The sequence below is a fragment of the Paenibacillus sp. FSL M7-0420 genome (genome assembly GCF_038002345.1).
In the GTDB taxonomy this organism is placed as follows: domain Bacteria; phylum Bacillota; class Bacilli; order Paenibacillales; family Paenibacillaceae; genus Paenibacillus_AQ.
This window is the reverse complement of the sequence record NZ_JBBOCJ010000001.1, coordinates 2,855,690-2,875,806: the sequence shown is the minus strand read 5'-3', so window position 1 is coordinate 2,875,806 and position 20,117 is coordinate 2,855,690. Positions and strand designations below refer to the sequence as shown.

The window sequence follows — 20,117 nt, the reverse complement described above, 5'->3', positions numbered from 1 at the left end:
TGACTACTGGGCTCCGAATAACTGCGTCGCGCCTGTATAGAAATCCTCTACCCCTTGCTTGACATCCTTTTGCTCAAAACCGATCTCCTGTACAGCGGTCTCGGCCAGCTTGGTGAATTCGGTGAAATTCGGCGGGTTATAGCTGACGGCAAACGGCTCCTTCTTCGTCGCTTCGGATACACGGCTTGTGAAGTCGTACACGGTCTGTTCCAGCGGCGTAGCCTCCTTCATCAGCAGGTCACGCATCTTGGAGGTAACTGGCACGCCGCGGTCACTGCCCAGAATCTGCGCGGCATCGGGATCATTGATCCAGAAGTTCATCAGCTCCGCGACCTCCTTCGGATGCTTGGTCTTGGCATAACCGGACAACCCTTGACTGGATTCAAAGACAACCCCCGTTCCCTTCGGCCCGCGCGGCACCTGAATCATGGTCAGCTTATCCTGAGTCAGATTCTGATGAGCGGCGAACTGGTTGGACGGAATCAGGCTCATCGCCACCTTGCCGGTAACGACCAGAGATTTACTTGTGTCTCCCGGAGGATTGGATACCTGCAGGGATGGAGTGACCATTCCGCCGTTCTTAGTGATCCCGTGCCAGTAGTTGAACCACTCCTCTGCATCCTGCTGCCCGAAGCCCAGCGCGTCCTTCTCCATATCATAGACCTGCTTGCCGCGCTGCTTCATATAGATGTCCATCCCCTCAACGGTAAAGTTGTAGGTGCCGTAATAACCCTTGCCCAGCTTACCGGAGATTTCCTTGCTGATGCGGGCGTAATCCTCCCAGCTCCAGCCGTCTGCCGGAACCTCCATTCCAGCCTTCTTGAACAGCTCCGTATTGAGTACCATCCCCCGGGCATTCGCCCCGGCTGAGATATGCACCAGCTTGCCTCCCAGCGTTCCGTACTCCACCATCGTCTGGTCCATATCCGTCAGATCCAGCTCTTGGCCGACATAGGGCTGTAAGTCCAGCAGCACACCTTTCGCGGCGTAATCAGTTACGTTCCCTCCCAGGAAAAACACATCAGGCGCTGTGCCCGAAGCGAGCTGGGTGTTAAGCTTGTCGAAATACCCGGAGTTCGGAGCAAACTCCCCGACCACCTTAATGTTCGGGTGCTTCGACTCGAAGGCCCGCAGCGCCTCGTTCGTCTTATCTGCGCGCTTCTGGTCGCCCCACCACATAATCCGCAGCTCCACCTGATCCGCAGAAGCTCCCGCACCGCCGGAGTTGCCGGCCGCCGCAGGCTTGCCGTTATTGCCGCCCGAGCAGGCGGTTGTGGCTGCCAGCAGCAGGACACTCAGCGTAAGACCTAAGCTTTTCTTCATAAACATATCCCCCCAACAATAATTGTAATCGCTTGCTCATTTCAGGCCGGTCGTAGCGATGCCCTCCAGGAAATGCTTTTGGAAGAGCATGAAGATCGTCATAATCGGTACCAGCGACAGCACCGACATCGCCAGCAGCGCGCCCCAGTCGGAGGAGCCCGAAGGATCATAGAGCGAGCGTATGCCCAGTTGCACGGTGAACAGATTGATCCGGCTGAGGTAGATCATCTGGCTGAAGAAATCATCCCACGACCAGATGAAGGTGAAGATCGCCGTTGTAATCAGCGCCGGAACCAGCAGCGGAATAATGATCCGGAAGTACAGCTGGCCCTGGCCGCAGCCGTCAATCGTGGCACTCTCGTCCAGCTCCTTCGGAATGCCGCGGATGAACTGGATCATCAGCAGAATGAAGAACGAGTCATGCGCCAGCCATTTCGGCACGATCAGCGGCAAATAGGTGTTGACCCACTCCAGCTTGCTGAAAATAATATATTGCGGAATCAGCACGACATGGTAAGGCAGCATAATGGTCACCAGCATGCAGGCAAACAGCACACTTTTGAAGCGGAACTCCAGCCGGGCGAACGCGTAAGCCGCCAGCGAGCAGGTCAGTATGTTCCCGATGACCGACAGTACAGAGATCGTGGCAGAATTGAGGAAGAAGCGGCTAAACGAGATGCCCTGCAGCCCCTTCCATCCGTTCACGTAGTTCTCCAGCGTAAATCTCCCCGGCCACAGCCCCGGTTCCGAGAAGATCAGCGCATTCGGCTTGAAGGAGCTGGACAGCAGCCACAGCACCGGATACAGCATCAGCAGCCCGAACAGAATAATGACGCCATGCTTGCCGAGCCTAAAGATCATTTTGTCGTCTGTCATGAATTATCGCCCGTCCTTTCCGTCGCCGTAGAACACCCAGAATTTGGAGGTCACGAACACTATGGAGGTGAACAGGCCGATGATGATCAGCATGATCCAGGCCAGAGCGGCGGCATACCCCATATCGAAGAAGGAGAAGCCTTTGAGATACAGATACAGCGTGTAGAACAGGGTGGAATTCACCGGACCGCCGCGCCCGTCCCCAATGACATATCCCGGAGTAAACACCTGAAAGGAATTGATAATCCCCATGACCAGGTTAAAAAAGATCACCGGGGAGAGCATCGGCAGCGTAATCCGGCCGAACTGGCGCAGCTTCCCGGCTCCGTCCACCTGCGCCGCTTCGTACAGGTCCGCAGGAATCTGCTTAATGCCGGCCAGGAAGATGACCATCGCGGAGCCGAACTGCCAGACGGACAACGTGACGATGGTCGAGAGAATATAGCTGGGATGGGCAATCCAGGACGGGCCTTCGATCCCGAACCAGGCCAGGAAGTGATTAATCAGCCCTTCCCCGTCGAAAATCTGCCGCCAGACGATGGCGATTGCCACACTTCCTCCCAGCAGGGACGGAATGTAATACACCGTTCTGTAGATGCCCAGCGCCCGGATGCCTTTGTTCAGGACGATGGCGACCAGGAGGGCAAAGGCCATTTTGAGCGGAACCGAGAATAGCACGTACTTGAACGTCACGGTAAGAGACTTGTAGAAGTATTCGTCTGCCGTGAAGATGTGCCTGTAATTGTTCAGTCCCAGCCACTGCGGGGCATTGAGCAGGTCGTACTTGGTCAGGGACAGATACAAGGAGCCCAGCATAGGTCCGAGTGTCAGTCCGAAAAAGCCGATCAGCCAGGGAAGCAGGAACAGGTAAGCGGTACCGCTCCTTCTCCACATCGCCGGTTTGTGTGCTGTCTTCATATGCGCCTTCTCCTTCTTCGTGGATATAGGCTCATTATAGAAAGCAACGCAGCTTGGTTGAATGCTATTTCTTCGGCTGTTGACTACTGAATTTTTCAGGTGGATGCTGGCGGAAGTCCGACGGGGAGGTTCCATACATTTTTTTGAACCTGGAGCTGAAGTAACTGGCATTCGAGAATCCGGTCAGCTCAGCGATATCCCACAGGTTAAGCGTTGTCGTCAACAGCAGATGCGTGGCCTGGGCCATGCGGATGTCGGTCAGGTAGACCATGAAGCTCCGGCCCACCTTGGCCTTGAACAGCTCCGAGAAATAGGAGGAATTGTAATTGAACCGTCTGGCAAGCTGGGTCAGGTTAAGATCATACATGTAGTTGCTGTCGATATATTGCGTCGCTGTGCGGATGACCGAATCCTCGGCATCACCGGCCTCCTGCATCGTGCGGTACACAGAGGCCGCCCGCTCCAGCAGGAATTGTCCGGCCTTGTCCACCGAATCCAGCTTGTGGACCGTCTCGGGATAGAGCCATAGCTCCTGGGCCTGGATGTCTCCGTCTGCGGCCTCTGCACCCGCCCCGTCCACAAGCAGGCAGAGCTGGAAGATCAGCTTCACCAGGCAGGAGCGGGACTGGGAGAACGCCTGCTGCAGCTCATGGCGGATGCTCTGCCCGAAGGCGTCCCACTCCCCCTGAATCAGAAGCCTGCGCAGGGTCCGTGTCAATTCCTCCGTAAGCGCCAGTCCCGGCTCGCTTCTTCCTTCGGCCGGCGGCTGGGACGCATTCTCCGAGAGGTTCCAGGCCAGCAGAGATTCCAGGCAGCCTTCCTTCCAGCGGAGGAATCCAAGCTTGCCGCCGCTGTAGCCGATCACCGGCTTGAAGCCCAGATGGACGGCGACGCATTCCGCCAGCTCTGTACAGAAGCGGTCTATATCAGTGAGCGCATCCTGGAGGATGAAGTGGACCAGCCCCGGATAGCTCGGGTCCCGCAGCACCTGGCATCGCTCCCCGGAGCTGCCCGCGAATTCCCTGGTCAGCAGCTCGAACGGCAGCCTCAGCTTGCCCGGCGTACGCTCCGGCAGCGCTGAACCTTTGCCGTGCCCAGGCTCCGGCACCGCCGCCTCCCCCGCACGCTCACGGAGTCCGGCCGTTACGAACCGCACCTCCGTCAGGTCCCATCCATCCAGCTCGAACAGCGCAGCGCGCTCCTTCAGTGCATGGACCGGCTCCACTTCCTCTTTGACAAGCTGCACCAGGAAATGCTCCTTCATCTCCTTGTAGTACTGGGACAGCCGCCACTCATTCACCGCCTGCCGGTCACGGTCATTGCGCTCCTGATCCAGCTCGTCCTTCAGCTTCTGAAGCACGGCGGTCAGCTCATCGGCGGCCACCGGCTTGAGCAGATAATCACGCGCCTGATTGCGGATCGCTGCCTTGGCATAATGGAAATCTTCATAGCCTGTAATGACTACCAGCTTCAGCTCCGGGTAGAGCCTGCGGCAATCGTCCAGGAACGATACGCCGTTCATCACCGGCATGTTCATATCCGTAATGACAATGTCGACCGCTTGGCTTGCCAGCCGTTCCATTGCCTCCATGCCGTTGCCTGCCTCTCCGGTTACACTGAGGCCCAGCGCTGCAAAGTCAGCCTTGAGCCGCAGGCCCTGGCGGATCTCCGGCTCATCATCCACGATCAATACGCGGTACATGGTCATTCCTCCTCTGAAGGGGCAGGCCCAGCGTAATGCAGGTGCCCGCCTCCTTGCTTGATTCTATGCTTAGGGTGAAGAGCCCTCCGTAATACAGCCGGCATCTGGCCAGTACATTGCGCAGTCCAATCTGATGGGTCATGCTCTGCAATAACTGCTCCGGCTGCTGGCGCATCGCCTGATCCTTCAGCTCGCGCAGCAGCTCCGGGTCCATTCCGATTCCGTTGTCAGCGACGGAGAGAACCAGCCGGTCCTTGTCCGCTCTGACGGTAATCCGTACCTTGGCCTTAGCCTGGTGAATGAAGCTGTACTTCACTGCATTCTCAATCAGCGGCTGCAGCAGGAACTTGACGATCTCCAGATCGTAAGGCGCCTCCTCCTCGTCCAGCCGCAGATCCAGACCCGCACCGAAGCGGACCTCCAGGATGGACATGTAATAGCGCACGACCTTCAGCTCCTCGCGCAGCGGGATCAGATCCTCGCTGATCCGCAGCGAGAACCTGAGCATTTTACCCAGCGATTCTATGACCGTGACCGTCTCCTTCGTCCGCTGCTGGATCGCCAGGCTGCTCATCAGCTCCAGCGTATTGAACAGGAAATGCGGATTGATCTGCATCAAGAGCGCCTTGTATTCAGCCTGCTGGCGCAGGAGCTTCTGTTCAAACTCGGTGCGGATCAGATGCGATAGCTGCTTAACCATATTGCGGAAGGTGACGGTGGCATAGTCCACCTCGCTCTGGATTCTGCGCTCCGGCAGGGTCAGCCGCTCGGCTTGGGCGAAGTCGCCCTTCTGCACATGGCGCATGGCCGAGACCAGCCGCGAGAGCGGCCTCGTAATGCCCGATGAGATCCAGTAGGCCAGTACAAAGGCGGCCGCCAGCATCAGTGAAGCAAACACTATAATGCTGTTACGGAGCTTGAACAGATTGGCGTACAGGTCCTGCTCCGAGACGAAGCCGACCAGCAGCCAGTTGGTGATGGCCAGCTTTTTGTAGACCAGAATGTGAGATGCTCCCTGCTTATCCTTCAGATATACTACCCCCTGCGCGTCCCGTGCTGCCCGCACGCGCTCCACCTCCTTCGCCGCTTCCGGATGCGTGCTGTACTCCTGCTGGGAGAGAATGGGACTGCCCTGCTCGTTCAGCAGGAAAATGGTACCGCTTTCACCAAGATGTATACGGTTCAGCGGCTCCAGCAGGAAGTCCGCCTTGATGTTGACCTTCATCACATTCCTCGCCAGCGACGGCTCGAAGATCCCGATGGGCAGCAGCAGGCTCACCACCTCGTACGGTCTCGCCCCCTTGATCTCCGCCTCATCGGTATGGGCCGGAACCCAGTGATTGCTGTGTTCGATGAAGTTGCGGTACCAGTCCTCCTGCCTGAACGAGCTATCTGCCACCACCTGATTCTCTGCCCCGATCCGCAATCCCTCCTTGCGGTAGATGTTGACCGAGGAGACGATTGAATAATTATTCGTCGTCTGGGTCAGGAACTTGCTCATGTTGATGCTGGCCAGCATCCTCTGCCCTTCGGTGGAAGCCGGATGGGTAAGTATCGCATCCCACTTCTGGGTGATATCGCTGTTATAGACCAGAGAGGACAAGTCATAGCTCTGCTGGAGCGCCATATGAATAAAGGACCCGTATTCGTCCATCTTCTCCAGTGCCGACGTTTCGATATAAGAGCGGATAATCGAGCGCGCCTGATTGAACAGCAGCAGCGACATCGTGCCGAAGGACAAGACTAGCAGCACAACGAAGAATGCGATCAGGCGGTTTTTCAACGAGTAAAAGATAGCAAGCCCTCCTTCTCCCCGCAGATCTGTGAAGCCGGTGTTTGTCTCATCATTTGTCTTATCATGAGCGGTGTCCTTTCTCCTGTCTCTATTTGACTGATGCCTCTAGTTGTAACGCAGATCGGAGAATCCGGCAAGTGAAACCGCTCTTATCGCATGGCAAAAATGTTGCGGCGGACGATTGACCGCTGGGCAGATTTATTCTACAATAAGTTCATAAACGCGCGTTTACATTAGAGGGGGTACATTATGCGAAGCGAAGATATTGCCAAGCTAGCCGGGGTTTCGCGAAGCACCGTATCCCGTGTGATCAACAACTATTCCAATGTCCCTGAAGAGACCCGGGCTAAGGTGCTGAAGGTAATTGAACAGCATCAGTACGAGCCGAACAGCTTCGCCCGGGCGCTGGCCGGCAAGAAGACCGACACGATCGGGCTGTTTGCCATCAGCATGAACGAGAAGGAGAATGCGACACGGATCTATCAGAATAATTACTTTGCCCCATTCGTCGATGCTGTGGTAGATACGTCGAATGCCCGCGGCTGTTATGTTCTGATTCACACCGTCTATTCTCCCGACGACTTCCTGAAGGTCAAGCAGGCCTTCCTGCAGAAACGGATTGACGGCGGCATCATTGTCGGCACCCAGAAGGATATTGAGATTGTACGGGAAATGGTCGGTCTCAGCGCTCCGCTGGTGCTGATCGATTATGACATTTCCGAGATTATGTCAGAGCATCTGGACCGCAATCATCTCGCTATTGTGAATTCCAAGGATTATGAAGGTACAGTGGAAGCGATTGAGTACTTAATCGGTCTCGGCCATCAGGAGATCGGCATGATCTGCGGACGGATGAATACTTATTCCGGGCGGGAGCGCTACATGGCATACGAGAATACGCTGAAGCGCCATGGACTTGCCCTGCAGAAGGACTTCGTCCTTCAGGGTGATTTTCTCAAGGAGACTGCCTATCAGGAAGTGAAGAAGCTGCTGGATTTCGGCGGCCCGCTGCCGACCGCCTTCTTCTCTTCCAATGACGATATGGCTATCTCGGCGATGGAAGCGTTCTCGGAGCATGGCATTTCCGTGCCGGAGGATATCTCCATTGCGGGGTTCGACGATGTGCAGCTTGCTGCGCGGATTCATCCCAAGCTGACCTCCGTCCGTCTGCCGATTTATGAAATGTCCAAAGCCGCTGTCGAGAAGGTCATTGAGCTGTGCGATTCACAGCAGCCGACCTTCAGCACCATCAGCTTCCCGGCGCGTCTGATCACCAGAGATTCCTGTCAGCCGCCGAAGAAGTAGAGCTTTACTCCGATTTAGACTGATACAGACCGATTCAGAAAAATCCCTTGCCCCGAGGGACTTTTTTCTCCGCTATGTAAACGCGCGTTCACAATCGAAAGGAGACTTGTCTCTCATGAAATTCGGAACTTTTGACGACACCCGTAAAGAGTATGTAATCAACACCCCCAAAACCCCTTATCCTTGGATTAACTACCTCGGCAACGAGCAGTTCTTCGGCCTCATCTCTAATACTGCCGGGGGCTATACCTTCTACCGCGATGCGCGGATGAGAAGACTTACCCGTTACCGGTATAACAATATTCCGCTGGATACCGGCGGCCGCTACTACTACCTGTACGATGGCGGGGACTTCTGGACGCCGGGCTGGATGCCGGTGAAGCGGGACCTCGACTTCTACGAATGCCGCCACGGCCTTGGCTACACTTCTATTACAGGCGAGCGTAACGGCATTTCCGTGAATCAGCTTGCTTTTGTACCGATGGGCCACAATGCGGAAGTTCACCGTCTGGTTGTTAAGAACACAGGCGATGTGAAAAAGACCGTGAAGCTGTTCTCTTTTGCCGAGTTCTGCCTGTGGAATGCCAACGATGATATGACCAACTTCCAGCGTAACCTCAGCACCGGCGAAGTAGAAGTGAAGGATTCCGTCATTTATCACAAAACAGAATACCGCGAGCGCAGAAACCACTACGCCTTCTATTCTGTAAATAAGGAAATTGCCGGCTTCGATACGGACCGCGAATCGTTCGTGGGCATGTACAATGGCCTGGATGCTCCGCAGGCGGTTGCTGCCGGTGAGCCTACTAACTCTGTCGCCAGCGGCTGGTCGCCGATCGGCTCCCACGCACTTGACATCACGCTGGAGCCGGGCGAAGCCCAAAGCTTCATCTTCGTGCTCGGCTACATCGAGAACCCTGAGGATGAGAAATGGGAAGCCCTGAACGTTATTAACAAAAAGCCGGCCCAGGCTGTCATCGATCAGTTCGCTACCGATGCCCAGGTGGATGCCGCCCTTGCCGTTCTGGCTGCGCACTGGGATAACCTGCTGTCCAAATACCAGATCAAGAGCGGGGACGACAAGCTGAACCGGATGGTGAACATCTGGAATCCATACCAGTGTATGGTGACCTTCAACATGTCCCGTTCCGCATCGTACTTCGAATCCGGGATTGGCCGTGGTATGGGCTTCCGCGACTCCAACCAGGACTTGCTCGGCTTCGTCCACCAGATTCCAGAGCGTGCCAGAGAACGGATTCTTGATATCGCCGCTACCCAGTTCCCTGACGGCAGTGCGTATCACCAGTACCAGCCGCTAACCAAGAAGGGCAACAATGAAGTCGGCTCCGGCTTCAACGACGATCCGCTATGGCTGATCTCGGGTACAGCAGCCTATATTAAGGAGACCGGCGATTATTCGATCCTTGATGAGCAGGTTCCTTTTGACAGCAATCCGGATCACACAGCAACCCTGTTCGAGCATCTGAAGCTGAGCTTCGAGCATGTCACGAACAACCTCGGGCCTCACGGCCTGCCGCTGATCGGACGCGCGGACTGGAATGACTGTCTGAACCTGAACTGCTTCTCCACCGAGCCGGGCGAATCGTTCCAGACCACGGAGAATATCGCTGGCGGCGTAGCGGAATCTGTATTCATCGCAGGTCTGTTCGTCTTCGTTGGACCGGACTATGCCGAGATCTGCCGGATGCGCGGATTGGATGATGTAGCCGCTGACGCTGTTGCCAAGATCGAGAACATGAGTGCCATCACGTTGTCCCACGGCTTCGACGGCGACTGGTTCCTGCGCGCATATGACCATTATGGCGACAAGATCGGCAGCAAGGAGAACGAAGAAGGCCAGATCTTCATTGAGCCGCAAGGCATGTGCGTAATGGCCGGAATCGGTGTAGAGAACGGTGAAGCAGCCCGCGCCCTGACTTCCGTGCAGGAACGTCTGGATACGGACTATGGTATCGTTTTGCAGCAGCCTCCGTATTCCAAGTACTATCTGAACCTGGGTGAAATCTCCACGTACCCTCCGGGCTACAAAGAGAATGCCGGGATCTTCTGCCATAACAACCCGTGGATCATGATTGCAGAGACGGTCCTTGGACATGGCGACAGAGCTTTTGACATTTACCGAAAAATCGCTCCGGCCTACCTGGAGGACATCAGCGAAGTGCACCGGATGGAGCCTTACGTGTACTCCCAGATGATCGCCGGTAAAGATGCCGTACGTCACGGGGAAGCGAAAAACTCCTGGCTGACGGGTACAGCGGCATGGAACTATGTAGCGATCACGCAGTCTATCCTGGGAATTCAGGCAGACTTCGCCGGGCTCAAGGTTGACCCTTGTATCCCAGCAGAATGGGACGGCTTCGAGATCACCCGCGTCTTCCGTGGCGACACTTATGTGATCTCGATCCAGAACCCGAACCATGTCTCCAAAGGTGTAGCCAGCCTGACCCTCGACGGCGCTGCCGTGGAAGGCAATATTATCGCTCCTGTGGGCGACGGTGCAGTACACCAGGTTGTCGTCACTCTCGGCTAATAACCTGGCACTCCTACAAGTGGAAACGGCTTTGCCGTCCTTTTAAAGGACGGTACCGTTTCAGCGAGAAATAGAAGAATAAGTTATCGTGTGAAACATATAATTTCTTATATTTTAAAAGCATAACAACCCGGTTGTCCGCTTAGGCGGTACAACCGGGTTGTTCGTTCATGGACAGGCGGCCGCCGGGATTACTCCGGTATCCACACCTTCATCTCTCCGCTGCCGCGGTTGCCCCACAGATAATACGGAATTGCCGTTACTTCCACCGGCTGTACCGCCGTCCTGGTGCTGCCGTAGAGTCCGCCGCTCCAGCTCTGCTCCTCCACCCTGTAGCCCGCCGCCCGGATTACTACCGCTCCGCCAAGCAGCTCTTCATCGTAAGCTTCCGTGAACCTGCCCTCCTTGCTTAGAGATATTGAGCTTAGCGGCTCGCCGTTATCCGCAGTTTCCAGACAATAGACCAGCGGCCCGCGCTGGATCACCGTCTTCCCGGCATTCTCCCGCAGATTCGGATGAGCATATAGGCGGTGCGCTTCCATCGGAAGAATCAGCTCGACAGTGTCACCGGCCTGCCACTCCCTGCGGATCACCGCGTAGCCCCGCTCCACAACTTCAGCAACAGGAACCGGCTCCCCATTCACCCGGATCTTCCCCGCAGCACTCCACGATGGAATACGCAGGGCGATAGCGAACTCTACGGCCTCCGCCGGATCAACCTTCAGCGTGACCGTACCCTCCCATGGAAGCTTACTGGACTGAGTGACCTTCACCTCTGTTCCTCCCAGAGTGGTCTTAAGCTCACTTCCGATATACAGGTTCGTATAGAGTGTATCGCTGTGTACAGTGTAAATATACTGGTTCAATGAGGCCAGCAGACGCGCCACATTCGGCGGGCAGCAGGCACAGCCGAACCAGCCCTGGCGCTGCGCCTTCACATGCTGTTTGCCGGGATTGCAGGTGCAGGCCTGTGGCCAGACCTCCAGCGGATTGACGTAGAAATAATGCTTGCCGTCCTGCGCCATCGAGCCGAGCACATTATTATAGAGCGCCCGTTCCATCACATCGGCATAGCGGGCTTCGGGAGCCAATTCCAGCATTCGTCTGGCAAAAAAGATCAGCCCGATCGAAGCGCAGGTCTCCGCATAGACCGTATCGTTAGGCAGATCATAATCAAAGGTGAACGCTTCGCCGTGATGCGTGGACCCAATTCCGCCGGTGATATACATCTGCCTCTCCGTCATATTGTTCCACAGGCGCACGCAGGCTTCGCGCAGTGCTTCATCTCCGGTCAGCCGGGCCAGATCGGCCATGGCCGTATACATATAGACGGCGCGGACGGAGTGGCCTACGGCCACCGTCTGCTCACGGACCGGAATATGGGCTTGATTATAGGCTGTGTCCAGGTGATCTGTCCGGCCCGACCAATGCGAGACCCGGTCCCGGTTCTCCCACTCCCGGCGCAGGAAGTTCGGCTCCTGCCCGCGCTGGTCAATGAAGAACAGGCTGAGCTTCAGATACTTCTCTTCCCCTGTCAGCCGGTGCAGCTTCACCAGTGCCAGTTCAATCTCCTGATGACCGTCATAGCCCTTCAGCTTCCCTTCCTCCGGCCCGAACACGGAGTCGATATGGTCGGCCATCCGGCGCATAACATTCAGCAGCTTGTCCTTGCCGGTCGCTTCATAATAAGCCACCGCCGCTTCGATGAAATGACCGGCGCAATACAGCTCGTGGCAGTCCTGGAGATTCGTCCAGCGCTTCCCCGGCTCCTTGACGGTGAAATAAGTATTCAGGTATCCGTCAGCCTGCTGCGCTTCACCCACCAGATCGATCACTTCGTCCGCCTGGCGCTCCAATTCCGGGTCACGCCGGATGCGGAGTGAATACCCCACCGCCTCCAGCCACTTGGCAACATCGCTGTCCTGGAAGACCATGCCCCCGAACTTGCCCTCTCTTCTTCCGGCAGCGATTTCAAAATTGGCAATAGCATGGCTCGGTTCAGCCCCTGCCACCCGATCATGCAGCGCCTCATATTGATAAGGAATAACCGTATCCTGCACCAGCCGGATGTACCGTTCCCAGAACTCATCCTGAACGGATGCTCTCTGGCCTGACAGCTCTGGATAACCCGGTTGATCCGGTTGCTCTGGTTGAACGGTTGTACCGATCTCTGTACCTGCAAATTCGCTCATTATTGTATCTCCTCCTCAGCATATCTTCCTCGCTAATTGCCATTATAGACGGTACAATGGAACAAAAACAGAATCATAAGCAACTCTGTTTTTGTACTATTTCACACAACTTCTATCTAACTTTTAGCGAAGCTGGACCAGAAAATAAGCCTATGTTAAGGAGACGCTAATGACATTTAATCCTTCCTATATTCATCTCGCTGCGCCGCCCTTCCCTTACTTCCTGGAGTGTGGCCGAACCGTATATTTGCCCGGAGACCAGCATCCGAACCGCAGCTGTATGGGCAAATTCGATCTGATTATCGTGGAGCAGGGATGTCTGTACCTTGGAGAGGAGCATACAGAATGGGCGGTAGGCGCCGGGCATACCCTGCTGCTGCCTGACCGCTACCATTATTCTGTCCGGCCGTGTGAGGCTGAGACGATCTTTACCTGGGTTCATTTTCACACGGTAGGAGAGTGGACGGAATCTGCGGGGGAGCCGGTGTATGCAGACCGGGAGGAACATTTCCGGCAGTTCCTTACCCATCCCTATACCATCCGTATTCCCCAGTTCGGACCGCTTCCCGCCCCCTTCGCCCGAAGCGGACAGGCCGGACAGCTGCTGCAGCTGAACCAGGGCAGGCGCTCAAGTGCTGTATGGCAGCAGCAGCGCATCTTCGAGGAGATGCTGCGGACGATGGATCTGGCCCGGCAGGATACGGCCGGAAGCCAGGCGGATGAGATTGCCGAGCTGACGGAGGCCTATCTGCGGAATCATTATGCGGAAGAGGTCACGAACACCTCACTGGCGGACGCCCTGCATTTTCACTACAACTACCTGGCCCGCTGCATGAAGCGTGTCTACGGGCTTACGCCCATGGAGTACCTGACCGATTACCGGCTGGAGCAGGCCAAGCTGCTGCTGCTTAAGACAGAGATCCCGGTCGGAGGAATCGCAGAGCGCACCGGCTTCGAGAGTGCGGCTTACTTCTCCCGGCGTTTCAGCCGCAAGGTCGGAATCTCTCCGCTGCGCTTCCGCAAGCGATATTCCCGCTGAGCATGAATGCACTAGAGCGGAAACCGGGACAAGGTTCATGGTCAATTGATTCGGACAGCGCAGATTTTTTAGCTATTTTTTTCCAGATGGGCGCATAAAGATTAAGACATGCCTCAATTCCGGAGATGTTGACTATGCGATCCTTCCCAAGCTATGTTATTATTCTGCTGGCCAGCCTGCTGATTGCAACTGGAACGAACTTCTTCCTGGTCCCCTATAAAATCCTCGATGGAGGAATTATCGGCATTGCCCTCATTATTAATTATATCTCCGGTGCCAAAATCGGACTCTGCATTATGCTATGCAGTCTGCCTATCTTCCTGCTGGCCTGGTTCCGGCAACGGGAGATCTTCTACAACAGCATTCTCGGTCTGCTGGCTTCCTCCCTGCTGATCGAGCTGCTCTTTCCGCTCCAGTATTACTTCCTGTACTACATTGAGCTGGGCTCCATCTCAAGCGCCATTATCGGCGGCTTCCTGATGGGCACCGGACTCGGGCTGATGCTGCGGTTCAAAGCCAGTACAGGCGGGACCGACCTCCTCGCCAGATTCATCCAACGCTACCTTCCGCTGAATGTCGGCCTGATCATCTTCCTGACGGACTTCCTGATCATCGGAGCTGGCGGTATTCTCATCTCCAAGGAGACCTTTTTCCATTCGATTCTGACGATTGTTTCAGGAGGTGTGGCTACGGGATTATGCACACTGGAAGAGTAAAAACCCGGAATTTGCCGGATGCTATGGAATAAAGGTTGAAATTTTCAGACTTTCAGGCGACAATCGAATAGATAACATTCCCGGGGAGGATTAGCGAAGTTGGATAGTACAAGCACGAATAGCAACACTTCCATACACGACATTGTCGATCTTTGCCTGCTGGCAGGCAAGATCATGCTGCAGAGCGGTGCAGAGACCTACCGTGTGGAGGATACCATGAGCCGGATGGCGGCGGCACTCGGCTTCCCCGGTGCGCATAGCTATGTCACGCCGACGGTCATTATGTTCACCACCAGCCGGACCGAGCCGGTGAAGCTGTTCCGGATCGCTGAACGGACGACAGACCTGCAAAAGGTATCTGAGGTCAATGACATCTCCCGGCGGCTGACCGAACGCCAGCTGACAGCCGCCGAAGCGCGTGAGCGTCTCGGCGTGGTCGATGACGCCGCCCATGCTTACCCGGTATGGGTACAGATCGCAGCGGCAGCCTTGACCGGAGCCTGCTTCACGGTCATGTTCAAGGGCAGCCTGCAGGATGCTCTGCCGTCGCTGCTGATCTCCGGTACAGGCTTCGCAGCGGCCACTTATCTTCACCGCCTGGTGCAGTTTCGCTTCTTCGCGGAATTCATTGCTTCCTTCATTATCGGCCTGCTGGCCTTCTTCTCCGTCAAGCTCGGCGTGGGACGGGAGATGGACAAGATTATCATCGGCTGTGTAATGCCGCTCGTACCGGGGCTGCTCATCACCAATGCGGTCCGTGACCTGATGGCCGGGCATCTGGTATCCGGCATCTCCAAAGGGGCCGACGCCTTTCTGACTGCGTTCGCCATCGGGACCGGCATCGGGCTGGTCCTGTCCATTTTTTAACACCCACTTGAAAGAGGTCTTCCTGCCATGATTTTGCAATTGATCACCAGTTTCATCGCTGCCTCAACCTTCTGCATTCTATTCAATGCACCGGTGCGCGCGCTGCTGCAATGCGGCTTCGCCGGAATGATCGGCTGGATGCTGTACCTGCTGCTGGATTACAGTTCCGATACTGTCGTCGCAACCTTTGGTGCTACCGTTGTGGTCGGACTGATCAGCCAGTTTTTTGCGCGTTCCTTCAAGATGCCCGTCATTATCTTCAGTGTCGGCGGCATCATCCCGCTTGTGCCGGGCGGTCTTGCGTATGATGCCATGCGGAGGTTCGTGGAGAATGATAATAACCTCGGCATCCAGTATGGGGTTCAGGCGCTCCTGCTGTCCGGAGCCATTGCGGCCGGTCTGGTGCTAAGCGAGGTGCTCGGCCAGATGGTTTTGCGTATCAAGAAATTGCCCAAACAACCGTAACGCTCCATTCCACAGACAAGCCCGCTTGCAGCAAGGACTCCGGGTCCCTGCGCAAGCGGGCTTTGTCTATTGTATCAGGTAAAATATATTGCAACACCGGCGTTCTAACGGTCTAATCCTCCCAGATTGAGGTTTCGAGCTGGTCAACGAACCGCCGCAGCCTGCCGGCAATCTTAAGATTAATTGCCCCGTTCTGATACATCTCCTGCACGGTATTCCGCTGCTCCTGAATCGCCTGCAGCTTCAGCTCCAGCTTGTCATCATCCAGTACGCCGTCATTGCTCCAGCCTTCCCCCTGCTCCAGCCTGGATTCCAGCCGTTCGTACTTGTCGATGACCTTCTGTGAGGCGAGCCGGTTCTCATCACTCATTCCTGCACTAACGGCGGATACTGCCGCCTGGCACATCGCAATCTTCGCCGTCCGCGCACTTTCGGCATTCTGCAGGGCGAGCTGTCCCTCTGCCCCGCTGAGCTTACCTGAGAACAGTCCAGAGAACAGCCGCTGAATTTCCGTTAAAGAGAATTTAATCTGCGTATTCAGCCGTTTGCACAGCAGAGACTCCGTATGGTCCAGCAGCTCCTCCATCTTCAGGGCAACAGGCTCCGGCAGCGCCCCGTTCTCCATGATCCGCCGCAGCTCCGTGCGTTCGGCCTCGAGCGCACTCTTGCGTGCCTCGACACCCAGACGGAGGAACTGCTCATGGGCCGGGTCATGATCCGGTCTTGCAGCACACAGCCGGTCAACCTTATCTGTGAATTCCAGCAGCACAGGCTGTGTTGAGCGCTCCGGGCTCTCAGAGACCAGGCTGCGCAGCATCGACATCCCGGCATCAATGACCACATTTCTGGCCGCCAGCTCCGTATTCCCGTGCACAGCTCCGGTGCTCTGAACTACGGTCTCTTCACTGTCCGCAAGCAGCGGAAGGAAGATGCTGGCGATAACCAGCGACATCAGAATCACACCTGCCGCCAGCGCAATAATGAGATCCCGCTCCGGAAAGGGTGTCACCCCGTCCCCGAGAACCAGCGGAATGGAGAAGGCACCCGCAAGGGTAACCGCTCCCCTCACCCCTGAGATCGAGGTAATAATCTGTGACTTCAGCGGAGCCTTCTCTGCCTTCAGCCGCTTGCTCTCCCATAAGGAGTAACCATAGACCCACAGAAACCGCAGCACAATCAGCAGCGCCGTGATCGCCAGAACATAGCCGGCAACCATGAAGTTGTTCAGCGTCTGATCCCGGTAAATCACCTCGACCACATCCGGAACGGACACGCCGAGAATCAGGAAGACCAGCCCGTTCAGCACCAGCAGCAGTACTGACCAGGTACTGGCAGATACCAGTTGAAGCTTATATTGCGGAGAGACTGCCCGGTCCTTCTCAATGGCGTACATGACACCTCCTGCCACAACGGCCAGGATGCCTGAGACCCCGATCTCCTCGCTGATCAAATATATAATGAACGGGGTAAGGATCTGCAGCAGAACATGGATCGTCACATCCTCCATGCCGAATCTGCGGATGAACACGCTGAGCCGGATCAGCAGGAATGACAGCACTGCACCAAGCAGCAGTCCTCCTGCAGCAATCAGCACAAAGCTAAGCGAGGCCTTAGGCAGAGAGAACACTCCGGTAACCATGGCTGCAATTGCAAATTTAAAGGCGACCAGGCCGGAGGCATCGTTCATCAGCGATTCTCCTTCGAGAATCCGGTGGATGCTTTTGGGAAGATGAACCCGTCCAGCCAGTGCGCTTACTGCTACCGCATCGGTAGGAGACAGAATAGCCGCGAGTGCGAAGGACGCTGCCAGCGGAATCGAGGGAATCATCCAGTTAATCGCATAGCCCGCCACAAATACCGTGACAAATACCAGTCCCAGTGCCAGCAGCAGAATCGGTGCCCTAAGGTTCCACAGCTCACCGCGCGGCGTCCGCCGCCCGTCATTGAAGAGCAGCGGAGCAATGAATAATACAAAAAACAGCTCAGGCTCGAAGTGCATATGTATTCCCGTCGGAATGAGTGCAGCAATGATTCCTAGTCCGATCTGAATCAGGGGAACCGGGACAAACGGAATGAAGCGGTTCAATATATTCGATACGGCGATTAATCCAAGCATCAACAGCACAGCCAGAAAAGTCTCCAAGTCCATCATCTCCCCGTCTGATAATCAATTATAATATGGCAGTGACCCGGCTAACGTCAACAAACGGAAGGCACAGCGGAAATTACAATCTCCGCCCGTACCTTCCGTTGCCTTATCATTCACGGCTTCCGCCGCTGGTCTAGCAGTAAATAGTAACGCGATGCTGTCCACCCTGTTATTTTAGCGTTTCACTAGCAGCTGTATGCCTATATTCCACGGGTCCCTTAGAGTGATGATACCGCCCTCTTCTTCCACATGGTATCCGGCACGCTTCACACGTTCAGCGATTTCATGCACATCCTGAATGTCCGGGAGCAGCAGTGTAAAATAATCGATGCCCGCCGCATTCGCCGGAGCCGCCGGAGCCCCCTTGCCAGCCCAGGTATTCAGTCCCATATGATGATGATAACCCCCAGCCGAAATGAACATGGCCGCATCGCCGTAATGGGCAGTCACCGCGAATCCAAGCGCATCCACGTAGAATTTCTTGGCCTCTGCCAGATCGCCCACATGGAAGTGAACATGACCCATTACAGTACCGGCAGGCAGCCCGGTCCAGCTCAGGCCTTCCGATGCAGCCAGCAGACCGTCCACATCCACCGGATCGGTGGTCATGGCTACATTGCCTGTTGCTTCATACTTCCAGGTGTCACGGGGCCGGTCGCGGTACAGCTCGATTCCGTTATGATCAGGGTCCTCAATATACAGGGCTTCACTGACCAGATGATCCCCCTGGCCCACCGATATCCCGGAGTCAATCAGATTGCGCAGCACGAGTCCCAGAGAAGGCCGGTCCGGCAGCAGAATCGCAAAATGGTACAGTCCGGCCACCGAGTTCCGGCGCAGCACCTGAGCCTGCTCAATCTCCCGCAGAACCAGCAGCACCTGCTGGCCATCCGCCGTCAGTTCTGCCGTGCGCCCTTGCCGCCGCAGGATCTTCAGTCCGATCACATTCTGATAAAAGCTGAGCGAGCGCTCCAAATGACTTACCCGAATCTGTACAAGTCCAATTTCCAGTGCCTGCGGTAATATAGCTGTTGCTGTCATAGGAATCCCTCCTGAAATAAATATATACCAAATCCACATAATAACGGTTAGTGTTGACTGTTCCTGTCATGTCCATGCAAAGGCAATTTCAATTTCCGTTACACATTAACTTACTTAAGTATAGTTGCGCTCTATATGTTTGTCAATTACTTTTACAATACACATCATGTCCAACAAAAAAGCCCAGCCGACAGGCCAGACTCCGAAGCAGTCATTTCGTTATTGAGATTCACCAAGGATCTCTATTGATACATCCTGTGCAGTAATTCTTAGTTCACTTGGCGGGGAATCCATCAGAACCCGAAGCTCGAACCCCTGCTCCACGGCATAAATCTCGTCATACAGCCAGTCCTTCTTCTCCAGCAGCTCCGGCAAGCGCAGTCCGCTCACACCGCTGAAGGTTAGCTTAATCTCACACTGATAATGCATCGCCCCGCCGCAGTCCAGAATCATCTCCAGCACACCTGCTGCAGGCATGGCATAAGAGATTACTCTGGCATCATGCAGATTATTCTCTACTAATTGTACGGCATTGGCCGGGAGGTTATCCTTAATAGCTTCATACCCTTTGCGGTATTCTCTGAAATTAGCTTGCAGCCGTTCGTCATACTCCCTACTCCACTGTAACGCCCGTTCCTTGAACTCAGGCGCAGGATAGGTGGAATTTATGGTTCCGTCATGTATCGAAGCGTGGAAGTACCCGGGAAGATATTTCAGCAGATCTTTTTTCATATAATCCAGAAAATCCTTGGCCCGCTCCTCATAGCTGATCCCTTCCGCCACATGCCAGGCCACATCCTCCAGCCAGTCCTGCTCCGTCTCCGGGAAGACCATGAACCCCCGAACCTGCATTTCTTCATACCAGGGTATAGTGAAAAATTTCATCCTGCCGTCCCCTCCACGCTATTGCGATCCTCTGCAAGTGTCATCAATGGATGGTCCTCAGCTTGGCTTTCCGTCTCCGCTCCGGCAGGTGTCGGCAGTTGCATCTCGTAGCCCGCTCTAATCCGATCGCCGATCACGAAGCTGCTGGCAATCAGGCACAGACCCAGAATCAGAGCAGCTCCCAGGATGGTATAATTGTTCTTCTTGGGCAAGATCTCCTTATATGTATGTGTAAAGTTATTCCCAAGCACCTACTCTTCAAAAAAGCGGCCCCGCCGGGTAACCGGCAGGGC

General features: G+C 55.4%; 16 protein-coding genes. 6 read left to right on the top strand and 10 right to left on the bottom strand.

Features of this window, described 5'->3' with window-relative positions; translation table 11 throughout:
• Positions 1-3: 3 nt before the first annotated feature.
• From MKX51_RS11995 to MKX51_RS11975, 5 genes are all read right to left on the bottom strand, one after another.
• A complete protein-coding gene (locus MKX51_RS11995; protein ID WP_445322003.1) occupies positions 4-1,323 on the bottom strand; it encodes an ABC transporter substrate-binding protein in 1,320 nt (439 codons plus the stop codon).
• 36 nt (positions 1,324-1,359) lie between these two features.
• A complete protein-coding gene (locus tag MKX51_RS11990) occupies positions 1,360-2,199 on the bottom strand; it encodes a carbohydrate ABC transporter permease (protein WP_340992516.1) in 840 nt (279 codons plus the stop codon).
• Between the two features lie 3 nt (positions 2,200-2,202).
• A complete protein-coding gene (locus tag MKX51_RS11985) occupies positions 2,203-3,117 on the bottom strand; it encodes a carbohydrate ABC transporter permease (protein ID WP_340992515.1) in 915 nt (304 codons plus the stop codon).
• Between the two features lie 64 nt (positions 3,118-3,181).
• On the bottom strand, positions 3,182-4,819 hold the full coding sequence (locus tag MKX51_RS11980) for a response regulator transcription factor (protein WP_340992514.1): 1,638 nt from the start codon (positions 4,817-4,819) through the stop codon (positions 3,182-3,184).
• Positions 4,794-6,572, bottom strand: a complete 1,779-nt coding sequence (locus MKX51_RS11975; protein WP_340992513.1) for a sensor histidine kinase — start codon at positions 6,570-6,572, stop codon at positions 4,794-4,796. Before MKX51_RS11975 ends, MKX51_RS11980 begins: the two co-directional genes overlap by 26 nt.
• A gap of 291 nt (positions 6,573-6,863) precedes the next feature.
• Here MKX51_RS11975 and MKX51_RS11970 point away from each other — a divergent pair, with 291 nt between their 5' ends.
• Positions 6,864-7,919: a LacI family DNA-binding transcriptional regulator gene (locus MKX51_RS11970; protein WP_340992512.1), complete on the top strand. Its 1,056-nt coding sequence runs from the start codon at positions 6,864-6,866 to the stop codon at positions 7,917-7,919.
• 115 nt (positions 7,920-8,034) lie between these two features.
• Positions 8,035-10,470: a GH36-type glycosyl hydrolase domain-containing protein gene (locus MKX51_RS11965; protein WP_340941405.1), complete on the top strand. Its 2,436-nt coding sequence runs from the start codon at positions 8,035-8,037 to the stop codon at positions 10,468-10,470.
• A 191-nt stretch (positions 10,471-10,661) separates the two neighbouring features.
• On the opposite strand, the gene MKX51_RS11960 is transcribed toward MKX51_RS11965, so the two are convergent.
• Positions 10,662-12,662, bottom strand: a complete 2,001-nt coding sequence (locus MKX51_RS11960) for a glycoside hydrolase family 127 protein (protein ID WP_340992511.1) — start codon at positions 12,660-12,662, stop codon at positions 10,662-10,664.
• 169 nt (positions 12,663-12,831) lie between these two features.
• Here MKX51_RS11960 and MKX51_RS11955 point away from each other — a divergent pair, with 169 nt between their 5' ends.
• The 4 genes from MKX51_RS11955 to MKX51_RS11940 all read left to right on the top strand — a co-directional run bounded on the left by MKX51_RS11955 (position 12,832) and on the right by MKX51_RS11940 (position 15,749).
• Complete coding sequence (locus MKX51_RS11955; RefSeq protein ID WP_340992510.1) at positions 12,832-13,701, top strand: helix-turn-helix transcriptional regulator; 870 nt, start codon at positions 12,832-12,834, stop codon at positions 13,699-13,701.
• Positions 13,702-13,835: 134 nt separating this feature from the next.
• Positions 13,836-14,417 carry a YitT family protein gene (locus tag MKX51_RS11950; RefSeq protein WP_076074206.1) on the top strand — a complete coding sequence of 194 codons (582 nt, stop codon included), beginning with the start codon at positions 13,836-13,838 and terminating at the stop codon, positions 14,415-14,417.
• A 99-nt stretch (positions 14,418-14,516) separates the two neighbouring features.
• Positions 14,517-15,284, top strand: a complete 768-nt coding sequence (locus MKX51_RS11945) for a threonine/serine exporter family protein (protein ID WP_081751313.1) — start codon at positions 14,517-14,519, stop codon at positions 15,282-15,284.
• 27 nt (positions 15,285-15,311) lie between these two features.
• A complete protein-coding gene (locus MKX51_RS11940) occupies positions 15,312-15,749 on the top strand; it encodes a threonine/serine exporter family protein (RefSeq protein ID WP_340941411.1) in 438 nt (145 codons plus the stop codon).
• Between the two features lie 112 nt (positions 15,750-15,861).
• Here the strand turns inward: MKX51_RS11940 and MKX51_RS11935 are convergent, their stop codons facing one another.
• The 4 genes from MKX51_RS11935 to MKX51_RS11920 all read right to left on the bottom strand — a co-directional run bounded on the left by MKX51_RS11935 (position 15,862) and on the right by MKX51_RS11920 (position 20,036).
• The gene (locus tag MKX51_RS11935) at positions 15,862-17,892 is read right to left on the bottom strand and encodes a Na+/H+ antiporter (protein ID WP_340992509.1); all 2,031 of its coding nucleotides are present in this window, start codon (positions 17,890-17,892) and stop codon (positions 15,862-15,864) included.
• A 180-nt stretch (positions 17,893-18,072) separates the two neighbouring features.
• Positions 18,073-18,939 carry a VOC family protein gene (locus tag MKX51_RS11930; RefSeq protein ID WP_340992508.1) on the bottom strand — a complete coding sequence of 289 codons (867 nt, stop codon included), beginning with the start codon at positions 18,937-18,939 and terminating at the stop codon, positions 18,073-18,075.
• Positions 18,940-19,158: 219 nt separating this feature from the next.
• Complete coding sequence (locus MKX51_RS11925) at positions 19,159-19,824, bottom strand: DUF4085 family protein (protein ID WP_340992507.1); 666 nt, start codon at positions 19,822-19,824, stop codon at positions 19,159-19,161.
• Positions 19,821-20,036, bottom strand: a complete 216-nt coding sequence (locus MKX51_RS11920; RefSeq protein WP_340992506.1) for a hypothetical protein — start codon at positions 20,034-20,036, stop codon at positions 19,821-19,823. Before MKX51_RS11920 ends, MKX51_RS11925 begins: the two co-directional genes overlap by 4 nt.
• Positions 20,037-20,117 lie beyond the last annotated feature (81 nt).

Coding starts and splice junctions, on each gene's coding strand:
- MKX51_RS11990 (WP_340992516.1), bottom strand. CDS start 2,199: ATGACAGACGACAAAATGATCTTTAGGCTCGGCAAGCATGGCGTCATT.
- MKX51_RS11985 (WP_340992515.1), bottom strand. CDS start 3,117: ATGAAGACAGCACACAAACCGGCGATGTGGAGAAGGAGCGGTACCGCT.
- MKX51_RS11970 (WP_340992512.1), top strand. CDS start 6,864: ATGCGAAGCGAAGATATTGCCAAGCTAGCCGGGGTTTCGCGAAGCACC.
- MKX51_RS11940 (WP_340941411.1), top strand. CDS start 15,312: ATGATTTTGCAATTGATCACCAGTTTCATCGCTGCCTCAACCTTCTGC.
- MKX51_RS11930 (WP_340992508.1), bottom strand. CDS start 18,939: ATGACAGCAACAGCTATATTACCGCAGGCACTGGAAATTGGACTTGTA.
- MKX51_RS11950 (WP_076074206.1), top strand. CDS start 13,836: ATGCGATCCTTCCCAAGCTATGTTATTATTCTGCTGGCCAGCCTGCTG.
- MKX51_RS11925 (WP_340992507.1), bottom strand. CDS start 19,824: ATGAAATTTTTCACTATACCCTGGTATGAAGAAATGCAGGTTCGGGGG.
- MKX51_RS11980 (WP_340992514.1), bottom strand. CDS start 4,819: ATGTACCGCGTATTGATCGTGGATGATGAGCCGGAGATCCGCCAGGGC.
- MKX51_RS11960 (WP_340992511.1), bottom strand. CDS start 12,662: ATGAGCGAATTTGCAGGTACAGAGATCGGTACAACCGTTCAACCAGAG.
- MKX51_RS11995 (WP_445322003.1), bottom strand. CDS start 1,323: ATGAAGAAAAGCTTAGGTCTTACGCTGAGTGTCCTGCTGCTGGCAGCC.
- MKX51_RS11965 (WP_340941405.1), top strand. CDS start 8,035: ATGAAATTCGGAACTTTTGACGACACCCGTAAAGAGTATGTAATCAAC.
- MKX51_RS11955 (WP_340992510.1), top strand. CDS start 12,832: ATGACATTTAATCCTTCCTATATTCATCTCGCTGCGCCGCCCTTCCCT.